The following is a 15,477-nucleotide window of genomic DNA, read 5'->3' on the forward strand; positions in this document are numbered from 1 at the left end:
GCTAAAGGATATTCTCGAAATTTCACAAACTGAAACCTGCTCTGCTTCACGCCCTGCTCGGTTTCTTCTACGCTGCGTACCGTGGTGGAAGCTACACACCTTACCCCACTATCCTGCAGCAATCTTAGCATTGCCACTACGAATGTAAGCTCTCCCATAATATGCACGGCATCTTCCTTGGTTTGCAGCATTTTCCTGATTTTCTCTACGAAGCTTTCTGCGAGCTTCACCACTTCTTCTGTGGATGCTTCCGGCGGCACAGCTCCGCAATGGAGGTCTCGGCTCTGAGTGCTTCCATTACGATCAGTATTTTCTGTTCTGCCGTGAAGATTCTCCTGGTCTTTCTGCGGATGTCCTTCAGGTAGTTTTCTGGGGACGGTTTCTGGTTTGCCTTCATAATATCAAATTTAAGGGTTTAGATTATTATGAAAACACTATCTTAGTTCTGGCTTAAACCAGTCCACTTTTTGCTGACGATTTACATAGCATCGTCATCATTGTCATAAGTTACGATTATTCCTTTAAGATTTTTAGGAAATTCAGACATTTTTACAGTCACAGTTAGTTATATTTAAGTTATTGACGAAGCCACGACAATGTCGTGGCTTCTATATTTCGGCAATTGCCCGGGAAGAACAGCCGAAAATTTATAGTATTTTAGTTTCTCATTACCAATACCGCACGATGAAGAAAATAGTTCTCATAGGTCTTCGTTAAGGTGGTTCTGTTGCAGTAGCCGGATTGCTGTGCAATTTCCTCAAAACCGTACATCGTATTGTGCAATAAAAAATTGGCGTGCTGCATCTTTTTCTTCAACACATAATCGTATATATTACAACCAATATATCGCTCAAAAAGCAGGTTCAGAACATCGCTCGGAATACCGAACTGGTAACTTAAATCGTGTAGGTTAATGTTTTGGCTAAAATTTTTGTCAATCCACTCTTGTAAAGATTTCATATGCTGTTTTCCTGCTTTCACAGCGCAGTTTTCACATTGGTTCATATCTGCACTGCATTCCTGTACCACCGTAACCTGATAGAGCATAAACATCAGGTAGCTCTCTACAAAAAGTTTTTTCTGATAATTTTGCGATTTACTACTTATTAGGCACATCAGGTTGGTGTGAAGTGCGAAGCAGAGCGGGATTTTCTTATCGGTGAAAAAGAAATCCATAATGTTTTTTTCTTCCTCGTAGTCGCCTTTGTCACTAAAGTATTTTTCAAAAAAACTTTTCCTTATCCGGAATGAAATTTTATAATTGACGAAGCCCAAATCTGCCAAATACAGCGAAGCAGGGAACACAAACTGCATCTGCACGGTGTTTCCGCTAGATTGCAGGCTTCCGCCATAGGATTCTACAGCATTCAGCGTTCCCGCGCAGTATTCTATGTGCCGTGTAATGGCTTCAAAGTTCTTCATCAACCCGAAAATTCTACTTCACGATATATTTTTTCACCAAAGCCTTTGCCTCTGTGGTTTGCGTAGGTTTCAGATTCATCAGGTCTTCATACAGATAGATGTCCTCAACATTCGGGAGTGTGGTAATGTCTTTCTTTTTTGCCATTTCTTCGTCCCAAGACTGGCGCACGGACTTCCAAAGCGGCTCATACTCGTTCCAATAGTCTCTGGCGATTCTACACTTGCCTTCGTCTACCTTGGTGTAGTATTCTATGCCTTTTTCCTGCACAATTTCCGTGTCTGGTTGTCCGTCTTTTCTTACAATTTTTTTATTATCTTGGTCGTGAATCCATCCCCAATCATAGATTTCGTGGCGGTTTCCGCGCACCATTACATTGTAGTCTTTTCTTGTGGTGTATTCGCGTCTTGGGAGCGGTGCATCCGCGGTGCTTTCCCAATAATTTTTGCCATCAGTATGTATCCAAGTGCCGGTCCCGGAATAGCGTGGAGCGTCATCTACCTGATAGACGGTCTGCGTCCATTGTCCCTTTACATCGGCAGGATTTAGTTTTTTGTATTTCCAATGTCTGTCTTTGTCATAAACATACAGGTCTGTGTTTTCATACGCCCAGTCTTGTCTCCAATGTTTTACAATCGCATCTTTGCCGGAACCCTGCGGATTTACGATAAGAATGTGCTGGAGTTTAATATTTTTCGGGGACTCTTCCGCCACGGTTATCCATTCCAACGCACCGGAACGGTAGTTTTTCTTCTTCTCGTAGCCGGGGATTTTTGGGAACGTTTCGGCAAAATTGAAACTTACCTCGTAGCAACCGGTCATTGCTTTTATAGACTGAATGTCCTTTTGATTTTGGGCAAAAACCATCGCTCCGAATGCTACTGCCAGTAGTGTAATCTGCTTTTTCATTGTGTATGTTTAATTGTTTATCTATTTCTAAATCTCTTAATATCAATTTTATAGCGGCTTATACTCAAACTGTGGGAAACCGCGGTAGTTTTGATCATTCTTCATTCTCAGGAATCTTAATTTGAAGTAGAACCCGTCGCTGTTTTTCAGCACATAAAATTTATTGTTATAGACTTCCGCGCCATTTGATCCTGTGGTAGTGCGCCAATTTGAACCAATTGTACGGCGATCGCCCATTACAAATTTTGAGGTGTCGATATTCTCTTTTTTGAAGTTTTTAAACTCGGTTTCACCCTGTCCTGTAGCAGTAACCACCTCGTATGCGCTTACATTACCGAGAATGTTGTGTAAAACTGCATCTGGGAAAATATAGGAAGTCTGCGAATTCGTTCCCGGAAGGTTTACCAAGTTAGTGAAGACCGTGAAGCAAATATCCCAAGCGTTTTTCTTCGGCTCTATATCCGCAAGATTATTTGTGATAAAGGAGAAATATTTAAAATTATAGTCCGGATTTTTTTCAATGATAAATTCCTTGTGCGTAGTTTCATCAAGGCCTGCATAATGGATTTTATAGCCGTTTCCGGTTCTCAAAACTCTGATTTTCTTCCAACCTCGCGCGTCGCCCACAGAGTATACCGAACCCGGATTTGTAGTTCCGGAGAAGGTCTTAAAACCGAGGTTTACAAGATAGACATTGTTCTGATTGTCATTGATATTGATTTCCGAAACAGCAGTGGGATCGGCGATTATATTCCCTGTTGGTGAATCTATGTACTGCGCATTTTCAGCAAAATTGGCGGTCTGCACAAGCGGTTTCAAGTTAGCAACACTTTGAGAGTTCACCGAATCGATATTCGTGGCGTTTTCAATTTTTCCTGCTGACATTATTAGCGAATAATTCAGAATAACTTTGAAATGATCTCCACAATAAAATCCTAAATCCCAACCTTCTCTGGGCGTAATTTTCTGTTCTCCCGTTGCAAGGTTGATCCACACTTGATTGGGTTCGCTCGCACCGCCTACCGCCGGTTCTATCACGGCACCGTTCATTGGTGGGATTTTCACAGGCATATCGTCTTCACGAATGCAGGAAGTGGCAGCGAAAAATACCGCGCTTAATAGTATCAGATATAAGTTTTTCATATTTTTTTATTATTTCTAAAGTCTTCGACTTCCCTCAGACTGACAGTGCATAAAGAACTGTAGTCAAAAGTGTCCTGCTGAGCAAAGTCGAAGCATTTTAATATTCATTATGCAAAATCTTAAAAATTAAAATTTAACCTGCCGAAATAACTTCTGCCGTAGAACAGCATTTGGTTTGCCGTAGTATTGTGCGCTCCGGTGTTTCCGCCTATATTCTGCACACTGGTTACATTAAAAATATTGCGGACGCCCAATGCGATAGAAACATAGTCTTTCCAAATTTTTTGGGTAACGGAAGCGTCCATCAGCGTGAAATCCTTTCTTTTGCTAAGGATATACTGCGTAATTCCCAAACTTTTATCCTCAAAAAACAAATAATTATTCCCGGAATATTTCAGATTTGTAGCGAAGCTCGTCCCTGTTTTTACGAGATTGTACCACAATCCGAGTGTGCCCTCGTGGTTGTAATAATATTTATCAATGGCCTTATTATCCATTTCAGGCATTTTCCCCAAAATTGTATACCCCGCAGAAATTCCGAAATTTTTATTGGAAATTTTTCCGGAAACAGCGTTTTCCCAAGATTGATAATTGCTGATATTTAAATATTTAAACTGGAGTGGGGTAGCGTTTACCTGCGCCATTTCTATACGGTCTTTCACCTGCAAAAACATAGTACTAAAATCGAGATTCCATTTAAGACCTTCCTCATTTTTATTTGAAATCGAATAGAAGAGCGTACCGGAAAATGAATTTTCAGGTTTTAGATCTGCATTGCCCTGTATGTTATGGTTGCTGTCTACAAAATAGGTAAACAGCTCCTCAAAAGTCGGGTTTCTGTTTGCAGATCCAATGATAGCGCGAAATTCAGAGTTGTCGTTAATCTGATTTTTAAGAACTAATGAATAATTCGGCATGCTATTAAAAGTGTCCGAAAAATTGTATCTGAAACCGGGACGCACGAACCAACTCTGCGTGAGCGGAATTTCCGCAGAGACAAACACGGCGTTGTTCAGAATGTCCTTCTTCACATTATTATCGTTGAATTTCGCCGTGATCGCGCCCGCAAAACCTTTGGTATAATCTACCTCGTGACCGATTTGGATATTAATTTTTTCAGAATTGATAAAGTTGCTCAAAGTGTTTCTTGCATAGAGCGTCTGCGCCTGGTAGTAGGTGTTTTTTTCGGTTTCAGAAATTCTTGCGCGCGCCGGAATATCAAATACAATGTCTTGATATTTCCGCAACTGTTTTTGGTAAGAAAAATCGCCCGTATATTTTGCCTTTTTGAAAATTTGTGAGGAAAAATTCAGGTGGTGGAGTATTCTGTCTGTGAAATAATCCCTGTCATTACCGGTAAAAGTCCGCTCGCCACCGCCCAAATATTTGGAATTCACGAGCGGACTGTAGTAGTTGATTTCCTCCAAGAGGTAATCTCCTTTATAGAAAATTTGTGTTTTTGGTGTTGAGAATCTTAATATATAAGCGGGATTCCATTGCTCCTTTGGCTGCCACTCGTAGCCACGGGTATTGTTTTGTTCAAAATAATTTTTACCTTGCTTTTCTCCTCTATAGCCTTGGAAATCATTTCGGTTGAGGGATAAATCTGCATACCATTTTCCACCGCCGAAAGTGTGTGAGATATTAATGTTTTGTATGTGTCTGCCTTTGCCGTAATCGATCCAATCATATTCCTTTCCCACGGTTTCCTCCTGTACAAATCCACGAACATTCCACGGTTTTTTAGAAGATTTTTTAGTGATAATGTTAATAACGCCCGCCATCGCATTGTTTCCAAATTCCACACCCATAGACCCTTTCACGACCTCGATTCTCTCGATATTATCAATGCCGATCTTGGTTAAATCTATATTGCTTCCAAGTCCTGTATCACCGATTACGGGAATATTGTCAATCAAAATTTTGGTATAATCAGATCGTAAACCAAGTATGTTAGCTTTAGAATCTCCGGAATTTTTCTCCGGGACAATAAGCAAATTATGCATTTGAGTAAGTGCTTCCGCCACATTATTAGCAGCCATTCTTTTCAGATCTACACTGGTAAGCACTTCTACTTTATAAAGGGATTTCTTAATGGATTGCGAACTATATTGTCCTGTCACAACCACTTCCTTTATAGTAAGAGTGTCTTCTTCCTGCGCCGAAATATGGTGAAAGCCAAGAATTAATACTGCGGCAATTATTAGCTTTTTCAAACCTATAGAAATATTAAACGGAGCAAATATAGTCTTTTATTTATTATTATTCTAAATAAAAATAATAATTATACCTATGATTTTTATCATTAGTTCTTTTGTATTTTCAAAATTGATTTAAATGAAAAGTAATCCTAAATGGTTATTAACCAAATATATTATTGGCACAAAAACCAGTAAAACACTCACAGACCACACCGCATACTTATACAATTTGCGATAGGATTTCCCGAACGGCAACAGAAACAGTGTTTGAAACAACAGTACCGACAAGGCCACCACAAAATTTACTAAAACCGCTATCCCGATATAATACACCACATATAAAGTAGGAGCTATTACAATTCCGGAAAGTAATCCGTAGAGTATGGCGCATACCGCAGAACAGACTAAAAGATAAAGACCGTACTTCAATCCTTTTTTGAAATGATGTAGACAATAGGTAGCTAATGGCAGATGATGCAGCCTTTTCTCGTGGATTTTTACTTTCGCTTTAGCAATCTGATGGGCGGTCAGGACTTTTTCACCGGATTTTTGTCGCTTTTTTAAGCGTGGCCACCAGATGATAAATCCTGTAATATACATTGCCAATGGTATTAGACCACCAAGACAAGCCAATATCCTCGTAGGCCAACCGCCGAATGTCCCGTAGTGAAGTGGTATGGTCCAATTGACATAGGAAGCTCCCACGGGCGGAAAGTCCCGATTGCTGTTCATCAACACCTTACCGGAATATTGATCCACTGCCATCATGGTAAGATGTCCGGTCTTTGCAGTTCCGGGAGCATTGTACATCAGCATATAAGTTCCCAGACTGTCTTTGGAAAAGGCAATACTCTCTAAATAGGCATTTTTATAAGGTTTACCTGCCTTGGTAATAATCTCTTTTGCAGACAATTTTTGTACAGTTGGTTGATAAACCGATTTATTGTCAAATATCTGCTGCAAGGCATCGGGCGACTTGCCGTTCAGCATAAACATAAAACCGATAAACATCGAATTAAAGGTAATGACAAAACCCGTGAGCGATAGCACAACGACGACAGGAGCGGAATAAAACCCCAATACATTGTGCCAATCCAAATTTTGCCGCTTAAAGCTCGCTCCTAATTTCACGGTGAGTGCCTCTTTCCATTGCTTCCATTTTCGGATGTTTGCCGGAAGCCAAAGACGGATACCTGTGATGGTAAGTATCAATAAACACAATGCAGAAAATCCCACAATATATTTACCGACTTCGGGAATCAAAAGCGTCATGTGGATATTCATTACTGTGCGGATGAAGGAGCTGTTCGTCAGTCTCTTACCGCATATCTCACCCGTGTAAGGATTAACGAAAAACTCTGTCTTGGCTTCTAAATCTCGAAACTGGTAAGTGGAATTCGGCACATCATCGTTGGTGATATTAACATAGTTAAACTTCCTGTCCGGATATCTCTGCCGCACCAAATTTGCCATCTCCGCCATCGGAATCCTTTGCTGTGTAGGCTTTACTTCAAATAATTCCGGGTTAAGAGCCGAGTCTATCTCATCTTGAAAGACCAAAATACTGCCCGTAAGTCCTACCACCACCAAAATACTCCCTGCAATCAATCCCAAATACAAATGCCACTTTCCGTACCAGTACTGCTGGTGTTTTGCCCAATTCCATTCTCGTAGTTTTTTGGGAAGAAACTGCCAAGGCAGGCAAACTGCATACAGCCAAAGCACCAAGGTGAAATTGACGATAAATACAATGAGGAGCAAAGCTACCTGAGAAAAATCAGAACTTTCATGTTGTAAGGTTTCAATACAATGCCAACCATTCACGAGACACAAGAGCAGAGACCAGACAAAACTGAAACGGAGGAATGTTTTTGAGGTGGTATAAAGACTTGCTAAAATAATAACCAGCAGAGGTAGCTCCAACAAAATTTTAAATAGATGTACGCTGGTAGGGATTTCGCCGTTAGCCTCAGGATTTTTAATGTCTATACCAAAAAACATTTCCGCCAGATGATAGCCATTGTGCAATATAAAACCAATGCTTAGCAGCAGCCAAAGAACAATGATTTGCAGTCTTACTTTTTCTTTCATCTTTAAATTAAATTTTTCTCAAACACAACCGAACGAACTCTCTGCCGATATGTGGCTGATCACCCAACTCAAAGGCTTCCATATAATAAGATTCATCCTCAATGTAAAAGCCTTCATTTTCAAAAAACACCCTCCATTCTTCAATTTCATATAACTTAAATCCATAGCAGACATAGGGCATTTTTTTCATACATTCTGTGGTACAAAATGCAATGATGAATACTCCGCCCACTTCCATAACACGGTACATCTCCTTGAGCAATCTCACGGGATTTTTCCAGAAATAAATGGTATTCAGGCTAAAAGCAACGTCAAACGTGTTGTCATAAAAGGGGATGTGCTGGCCATCATACACCGCAAATGCTACCTTATTCTTTTGGATGCGAGATTGATTATGTTGTATGGCTTCTTGAAACATAGTTTCGGAAACCTCAAGCCCAAAATAGAGGAGGTCGGGCTTTTTTTCGAATACCGTTTCTATGTGGGCACCGTTGCCGTGTCCCAACTCTAAAGCCTTTTTGGGGCTTTCAGGAAATTTTGACAGGCAGAACTCTAAAACCTCTCGGTTCGATCGCTGCATTTCTTGAGCGAGACATCGTCCCACGTCTCCACAAGGGCAAGCCATTTGGCGGGCCAATTCTCTTTCATCTATATCCCATTGATCAAGCAGCATCGTGAAGGCTATTTTTCAACCGAATTTTTTGCCACAGCTCCCAAGACAAAAACCCATTCACGATAAGTATAACGAGTAATAATGCCACTTGGGAATAGTTATTCAGCTCGGTGCTGAGGGCCTCCACCCAATGCACGGCGTTCAGGATGAACAACAGTACCGACCAAACAAAACTGAACCACACCAAAAACTGATGTTGGGTTTTCAACCAAAACAAGACGATAATCATCGTACCGACTTCCAATACAATCCTAAACAGGTGAACAATGGGTGGCACGGTACCGTTCGCTTCGGGAAGTTTAATATCAATGCCAAAAAATGTTTCGGACAGATGATAAATAGCGTGTAAGATATAACCGATGATCAGAAGCATCCACAAGATGATGATGCGGTAGGTTCTTGAAATTTTTTCCATGTTTAGAAATCTAATGCATAACTCAAGGTGAAGGTTCTGCCCCTGCCACTGTAGAAAAACATTTCCGGCAATTTCACTGCACCTCCATAGAGTATCTGTGCTCTGGCACTCCAGACCGTTTGATAATATGTGTTAAAAAGGTTTTGTATGCCTACATTCAATCTTCCCACAGGAAGTTGGTATCCTAACATTAGATCGGAAAGATTGTAGCCTTTAATCAGATTATTCTGCTGGTCTCTGAGGTTAAACAATTGCAGGTTTTGGAATCGTGCGTCAAACTTATTTTTTTGATACGCAAAATAGCTTGTAACTTTGGAGGGCGATGCTATAAAAATATTTTGTTTTTCCCAAGCCTCCTTGTTTTTAATTTCAGATTTAATAACCAAAGCATTTATCCCGAAAGAAATACCATTCTCTAATTGATAGGATGCAATGCCTTCTAATCCAAGATTTCTCAAAGGTATTTCTTTAACTAAAATGGTTAGGTTATTCGCACTATTATCCAGTTCAATAGATTTTTCGGATTGAGCATAAAATCCTGCCATCTGCATTCTAAATCCGCCACTTGAAAAACGATAGCCTAGCTCAAACTGGTTGGTAACAATAGCTTGAACTTTTTGATCATTAATGTTTACACTTGACAGCAAATCCCAGTTCAATGTTTTGGTATTTAGGTTATACTTACCCACTCCATAAAATTTTGCAGGATCTGCAAGGGCGGCTCCTTGGGAAAAAGTAAACCAATATTGTTGATTAAGGTTGGGCTTGTACAAAATTCCCGCGTTAAAAAGAGAGACGCCGTAACTGTTTTTGCCTCCGGGAATTGAGGTAGCCGTTTTCCCTACACCATATGCCATCTGGACTTGTTCCATCGTTCCTATAAAATCTTGAACTTCAAGATTCATGTCTTGATGCCTCAATCCAGCACTTAATTGTAAAACAGATAAAATATCATACTTGCCCTGTATATAGCCTGCATAAGTTTTAGATTCAAAAGAGGGATATCTGCCTAAAGTAAAACTCGTCTGATTGTCCAATCCTCCGGAAGCCAAACTTTTTTTTCATATCAAAAACATTTCTGAATGCTTCAAATTGTTCTACATCTACATCAAGTCCATAGGTCAGATCAAAAGATTTCCATTTTTTTGATAAGACCACTTTTAGAGCAGAGAGTTGCGTATTCTGTTCGGATGCAGAATTAAGAACTGCAGATTTACCATCAAGTTTTATTGGAGCCGGAAAAGGATAAAATCCCAATTTTTCCTCTCGGTGGGATATCTGTATGAAGGCGTCTTGACCACCTAATACATCAGTAGCCCGATAGGCAACATTTCCCATAAAGCGCGTAGTGCCTATTTTTTTGTCTGAACTGAAACCATCTTGCATACTGAATAGATCAGGATTAGCTTTTAATAATGAGGCATAATTCTCTCCCAAATAAAGACTGCGGTCGCCCGTAAATCTCGAATCAAAGAACTGAATAGCGCCAGTGATCTCATGTTGTTTGTTAATCTTATATCCTCCAGTAAACAACACATCCACCGTTCTATTGTATTGCAAATCAGTCTGCGTGACATCAGATAAAATTTGATTTCCTTGTACATTATAAAATCCTCCGTTTTGCTGAAAAGCTACACCAAATCTGCCGAACATCTTTTCCCCTTTTGCGGCTATAGATTGGGAGAATCTATAGTCTTTATCGTCTTTGGCATTAAACCCTGAAAGGTAAGAGAGTTGCGTTTCGCCTGAAAAGCCCGATTTTTCAGGCTTCTTGGTAATAATATTAATAATACCTCCTGTTGCATTTCCTCCATAAATGGAACTGGCTCCTGATAAGACTTCGATTTTTTCAATATTAAAAGGATCTATGGATTCCAACTCTCTGCTTACTCCTCTTAAACTGTTGATGGTAACACCGTCAATCATCAACAAAACAGATCTTCCTCTCATATTTTGTCCAAAATTGGTTCTACCTTGTGAACCGACGTCTATACCGGGAATGTATTGTGACAACATTTTTTTGATTGGGACACCGCTCTGGAGCTGCCTCCTGATTTCAGTTTTCGGAATAACCCAAACTGTACCCGGAATATCCGAAATTTTCTGAGGTTTTCTTGAAGCCACAATAACAACACCTTCTATCTCTCTTTGTGTGATGGTGTCATTTTTAATGTTTTGTGCATATGCCGTACTAATGGTCAGCACACCGATTGCACAGATTGCCTTTTTCATTTATGAAGTTGTTAATTGTTTAGATTAAAATTTATACGCTACGGTTGCCATTACCTGTCTTGGCATTTGGGGAATCATATTCGTCCAGCCCATCCAATATTTTTGGTTGGTGAGGTTGTTGATTTTAATCCCGAGACGGTACTTAGGACGGTCGTAGGAAATATTGGCTCCCACCAATACGTAAGAAGGGATAACCATCGGGCCGTCCGGCAGTTGGTTTAGCTAAGCGCCTCACTTGCGTAGTTGGTACTAAAGCCCATCCCAAATCCTTTCAAGTGTCCGTGACTAAAGGTATAGTTGGTCCAAAAATTGAGCGTATGCTCAGGCCCGGATGCAGCAGGACGAAGGCCTTGCACATCCTGATCCGCCTTCTCCATAATGCTATGGTTGTATCCATATCCCGCCATTAGCAGCCAACCCTGTAATGGGTTAGCGAAAATCTCCAACTCCATACCCTTGCTGCGTTGCTGTCCGTCATGGACGTTATAGATCGGGTTATTGGCATCGGATCTCACCACATTTTTCACGGTGATGTCATAATAACTTAGGGTACCGGTAAGTTTGTTGTTAAAGAAATCCGCCTTCATCCCCACCTCGTATTGGTTCGCCCTTTCCGGAACGAAGGTCTTACCCTTGGAATCTACTCCATTTTTATTGGTAAAACCATTTTGATAGTTGGTGAAAAACGAGAGTTTATCCGGAATCGGCATATACACCAAACCTACTTTGGGAGAAAACTCATCCTGCGTATAGCTGTTTTTGAAGGAATCTGTTGCCTTATCGTAGGTGCCTTTCGATTTAAAGTTGTCATAACGCAACCCTAAGGAGGCAATAATATGCTCCGAAAATTTAGTTACATTATTAATGAATACGCCCGTAATAGAATTATTGTAGAAATACGGCAAACTCGGATTGTTAACGTTGGTGCCGGGTAAGTTCGCCTGTTGCTGATACCTTTCCTTCACACCTGCCAGCGTGAAATCATTGTAGTTAGAACCCGTGCCGTCAGTTTTTGTAATATCATACACATCCGGAAAAGGCAGCCCGAACAGGGAACCGGTGAAGCGGTCGTAATTAAAACGATTGTCCACCCGTGTATAGTCTATCCCCACCACTATACGGTTGTTAATCTTTCCGAAATCATACTCGGACTGAAAATTTTGTTGAATGTTAAAAGTGTTTCCGCTACCATTGGGACTCCAGACCATTCGGGCGATCGAGTTGTGTCCCGGTGTCCCGAAAGTAGGGTTACCCGTTTTTATTGAACTGATGAATGTGGGAATATAATCCGGCACCAAGTATTGATAGGATTGATGGCCCTCCGTTCTGACGTGGGAATAACTTACCGCAGTGAGGGATTTCCAATGGCTGTTGATCTTGTAATCTACCTTTCCAAATATGGAGTTGGTTTGGTTGGTTAGATAAATATCATCAGAGTTGAATGATTTATTGTAGTCTAATTTCAACTCGTTTATACGGTTGGTGCGGTAGGCTTGCTCAAATGTTTGCGGAGCTTTTGACATAATTTGGTCGACAACGGCATCGGGAAGCCCTTGCTGGCTTAACACTGCACGGAAATTCGCATTGGCAAAAGAAGGATTGAGGAAGAACACAAAATTACCGCCGTTGGAATTTCCTTTGTTGTGTATGATCTCAGCATCAAGGCTGATCTCCAGGTTTTCGTTGGGTTTGTAAAGGAGAGAGGGTGCAACGCTAAAGTTTTTATTAAATCCGCTATCCTGCCAAGAATCCTGATTGCGGTAGGCAAAATTAATACGCCCTGCTAAAGTGTTGACTTTATTCAGCGGAACATTTACATCTGCTGCTGCACGGTAAAAATTGAACGCTCCGCCAGAGAGTTCCGCTTCGCCTCGTGTGGTGAAGAAAGGCTTCTTGGTTACACGGTTGACGAGGCCACCATAGGAGGAGATAATACTTCCGAACAAAGTGGCGGAAGGTCCTTTTATCACTTCCAATCTCTCTGTATTCACCATGTCCACATTGTCACTCATGATGGAGATAAGCCCGTTTCTGGATCTTGTGGTGGTCGGAAATCCTCGACTGGAAAAAATGGAACCGCCGTCCGGTCTGCCGGTAGCATCCCATAGTTTGGACACTCCGGTAGCGTTTTTCATAGCATCTTCCATGCTCCATGCAATCTGTTTCTTCATAATCACATTAGAGATCGAGGAATAGACATGTGGATTCTCAATATTCTTCAACGGAATCTTAGAGACATCCTCAGAAGTTTTGTTCATGAAGCGTTGAGTTTCTATAACCACTTCTTGGAGATCCTACACCTTCAAAGTATCGACACGTTGTTGAGAAAAAAGAGCAATACCGGAAAGGTTCGCGACGATGAATATGATTTTATTCATAGGTAAAATTTTTGCAAAAATATTTTTTTAGTTGGAATTATTCTAAATAAAAATTATAAATTTGCCAAATAAATATTAATCCTAAAAAAATAACAGCAATGAAAAGAGTTTCATTTTTTGCATTTGCATTCTGCGTTATAGGTACAACAGCAATAGCGCAAGTGGACGCAAACGGCTATACCACGGTAAATGTCACGATGGGCAAGAGTTATGCCAATCGAGTATTTTTTGATTTTTCTGCCAACAAACTTTCCGTGCAACCTTCGGACAACTGGGATGTGGCTTTCTACAGAAATTCTGCACAGGATTTTGGCGCAAGAATTAATGACGCAATGAATGTAGAAACCTACCAAGTGAGTAACGATCCTTCGCTGTGGGATGCTATAACTACGACCGCATCCACAGGAACAGTGATGTATAATTCCGACATTACGGAAAGAATCCAAGATGGGGTATTTTCTCAAGGAAATCCCGGTTGTGCTAACCCTGCGTTTGCATTTGGATTTGGGTGCTATAATGTTGGCACGCACCATATTGAAGGCAAAGTAATTTACCTTCTAAAATATGGCAATGGAAATTATGTGAAATTTATGATTACCGACTACTACGGCGGCTACACTTTTAAATATGCAAAATGGAATGGTTCGGCTTGGGGAACAACAATCACAAAAACTATTGCAAACGGCTCTGCAGATGCGTATTTTAACTATTATTCTTTCACCAATGATGCGGAAGTAAACAATAATGAGCCTGCTAAAAATGACTGGGAATTGATGTTCACAAGATATTGGACTAACTACAACAACATAATGATGTATCGTATGTCCGGAGTAATCCAAAGTCCGCGTGTTACCATTGCGAAAGAAACGGAAACACAGGCACTATCAACGGCAGCTTTACCTCCTGCTACAAATTTCCAAAAAAAGATAACTACAATCGGACACAGTTGGAAAGGCACAAATCCCGGAAGTTTGGTAGAAAATACTGTGTATTATGTTAAGGAAGATACAAAATATTATCGAATGTACTTCATTGAAAACGGTGGTAGTGCGAACGGAAATATGACTTTTAAATTTAAGGATATCACTGAGCAAGTTCTCGGAATAAATGAAATTGTTAAAAAAGCAAATTTTGGGATTTTTCCAAATCCAGCGCCAAACAAACAGGTTACCGTGGTTTATGATATTAAAAACACCTCTACAAACAAGGGAATTATTACCATTTTTGATATGACCGGAAGGAAGGTTTACGCTACAGAAATCGGCAAAGAGCAAGGGTTTTTCAAGAAGGAACTGCAACTCAGCGGACTTTCTGAAGGAACCTACCTCATTAATCTGAATGTAGATGGCGTAAGTGAAACAAAGAAACTAATCCTAAAATAAACTATGTTTCTTATAAACCCGCCGTAAGAGCATTCGGCGGGTTTAATTAAAAAAAATCAGAAATGCTGATATCTGTTTTTAATGCCAAGGGAACCCTAGTGGGAAGTTACCAAAAATACGGTGATTTTGATTATTCAAAACTTCCTAAAGGAATTTATTTGGTTTTATTAGAACTAAAAAATGGAAAAAAAGAAAGACACTTAATTGCGTTATGAAAATCTACAACCTAACAGCAATAATTTTTTCGTCTGTAGTACCTATTTCGTGTGCAGAAAAGGTGGTAAAGCCCATTTCTTCTAATGAAAATCCGGTAAAAAACCAAACGGAAAGCCCTGCTATAACCGAAAACTACGACCGAGATACGGCAAAGGCCCTGCACGACAAGGCCTGCTACAAGTGCCACGACCTGTACAAACCGAAAGTTTATACGGACGAACAATGGGTTTCGATTATAAAATCTATGGCGCCAAAAGCCAACCTGAATGCGGAAGAAACCTCTCTCGTGCTACACTATGTGACTTCAGAAAATTAAAATTTTTTGAGGTCATAATATAATTTCATATCTTTAAAGCATTATAAAAAGGGTAAAAAATGGATATTTTTCGAGGTCAAAACCTTTTAGACTTTGTTGAA

The 15,477-nt window shown here is 40.3% G+C and carries 15 protein-coding genes and 1 pseudogene; 3 read left to right on the forward strand and 13 right to left on the reverse strand.

Features of this window, described 5'->3' with window-relative positions; genetic code table 11:
• The 13 genes and pseudogenes from BUB43_RS10500 to BUB43_RS10550 form a co-directional block, all read right to left on the reverse strand.
• The coding region (locus BUB43_RS10500; protein WP_159430250.1) for a CRISPR-associated protein at positions 1-260 on the reverse strand (260 nt) is incomplete at its 3' end.
• Positions 248-397 (reverse strand): annotated as a pseudogene (locus tag BUB43_RS11150) (IS3 family transposase); the annotation flags it as partial. The gene BUB43_RS10500 and the pseudogene BUB43_RS11150, both read right to left, overlap by 13 nt.
• 260 nt (positions 398-657) lie before the next feature.
• Positions 658-1,422: a helix-turn-helix domain-containing protein gene (locus BUB43_RS10505; RefSeq protein WP_073180924.1), complete on the reverse strand. Its 765-nt coding sequence runs from the start codon at positions 1,420-1,422 to the stop codon at positions 658-660.
• 13 nt (positions 1,423-1,435) lie between these two features.
• Complete coding sequence (locus tag BUB43_RS10510; protein WP_073180926.1) at positions 1,436-2,329, reverse strand: DUF6607 family protein; 894 nt, start codon at positions 2,327-2,329, stop codon at positions 1,436-1,438.
• Between the two features lie 48 nt (positions 2,330-2,377).
• On the reverse strand, positions 2,378-3,472 hold the full coding sequence (locus BUB43_RS10515; protein ID WP_073180928.1) for an HmuY family protein: 1,095 nt from the start codon (positions 3,470-3,472) through the stop codon (positions 2,378-2,380).
• 119 nt (positions 3,473-3,591) lie between these two features.
• A complete protein-coding gene (locus BUB43_RS10520) occupies positions 3,592-5,688 on the reverse strand; it encodes a TonB-dependent receptor plug domain-containing protein (protein ID WP_073180930.1) in 2,097 nt (698 codons plus the stop codon).
• Positions 5,689-5,805: 117 nt separating this feature from the next.
• Positions 5,806-7,764, reverse strand: coding sequence for a PepSY-associated TM helix domain-containing protein (locus tag BUB43_RS10525; protein ID WP_221404011.1), 1,959 nt, complete (start codon positions 7,762-7,764; stop codon positions 5,806-5,808).
• A 7-nt stretch (positions 7,765-7,771) separates the two neighbouring features.
• Positions 7,772-8,437, reverse strand: coding sequence for a class I SAM-dependent methyltransferase (locus BUB43_RS10530; protein ID WP_073180931.1), 666 nt, complete (start codon positions 8,435-8,437; stop codon positions 7,772-7,774).
• On the reverse strand, positions 8,427-8,852 hold the full coding sequence (locus BUB43_RS10535) for a hypothetical protein (protein ID WP_073180933.1): 426 nt from the start codon (positions 8,850-8,852) through the stop codon (positions 8,427-8,429). The genes BUB43_RS10530 and BUB43_RS10535 overlap by 11 nt, the downstream gene beginning before the upstream one ends.
• A 2-nt stretch (positions 8,853-8,854) precedes the next feature.
• Positions 8,855-9,889: a TonB-dependent receptor domain-containing protein gene (locus BUB43_RS11485; RefSeq protein ID WP_260200806.1), complete on the reverse strand. Its 1,035-nt coding sequence runs from the start codon at positions 9,887-9,889 to the stop codon at positions 8,855-8,857.
• A complete protein-coding gene (locus BUB43_RS11490) occupies positions 9,843-11,084 on the reverse strand; it encodes a TonB-dependent receptor (protein WP_260200807.1) in 1,242 nt (413 codons plus the stop codon). The genes BUB43_RS11485 and BUB43_RS11490 overlap by 47 nt, the downstream gene beginning before the upstream one ends.
• A 24-nt stretch (positions 11,085-11,108) precedes the next feature.
• Positions 11,109-11,258, reverse strand: a complete 150-nt coding sequence (locus BUB43_RS11155) for a TonB-dependent receptor (protein ID WP_159430251.1) — start codon at positions 11,256-11,258, stop codon at positions 11,109-11,111.
• Between the two features lie 44 nt (positions 11,259-11,302).
• On the reverse strand, positions 11,303-13,342 hold the full coding sequence (locus BUB43_RS10550) for a TonB-dependent siderophore receptor (protein WP_143154108.1): 2,040 nt from the start codon (positions 13,340-13,342) through the stop codon (positions 11,303-11,305).
• 218 nt (positions 13,343-13,560) lie between these two features.
• Here BUB43_RS10550 and BUB43_RS10555 point away from each other — a divergent pair, with 218 nt between their 5' ends.
• The 3 genes from BUB43_RS10555 to BUB43_RS10560 all read left to right on the forward strand — a co-directional run bounded on the left by BUB43_RS10555 (position 13,561) and on the right by BUB43_RS10560 (position 15,376).
• A complete protein-coding gene (locus BUB43_RS10555) occupies positions 13,561-14,844 on the forward strand; it encodes a T9SS type A sorting domain-containing protein (protein ID WP_073180937.1) in 1,284 nt (427 codons plus the stop codon).
• A gap of 62 nt (positions 14,845-14,906) precedes the next feature.
• Complete coding sequence (locus BUB43_RS11160; RefSeq protein ID WP_143154109.1) at positions 14,907-15,059, forward strand: T9SS type A sorting domain-containing protein; 153 nt, start codon at positions 14,907-14,909, stop codon at positions 15,057-15,059.
• Positions 15,056-15,376, forward strand: a complete 321-nt coding sequence (locus BUB43_RS10560) for a hypothetical protein (RefSeq protein ID WP_073180939.1) — start codon at positions 15,056-15,058, stop codon at positions 15,374-15,376. The genes BUB43_RS11160 and BUB43_RS10560 overlap by 4 nt, the downstream gene beginning before the upstream one ends.
• Positions 15,377-15,477 lie beyond the last annotated feature (101 nt).

Origin of the sequence: Cruoricaptor ignavus, from assembly GCF_900141665.1 — a bacterium.
GTDB classification, from domain to species: Bacteria; Bacteroidota; Bacteroidia; order Flavobacteriales; family Weeksellaceae; genus Cruoricaptor; species Cruoricaptor ignavus.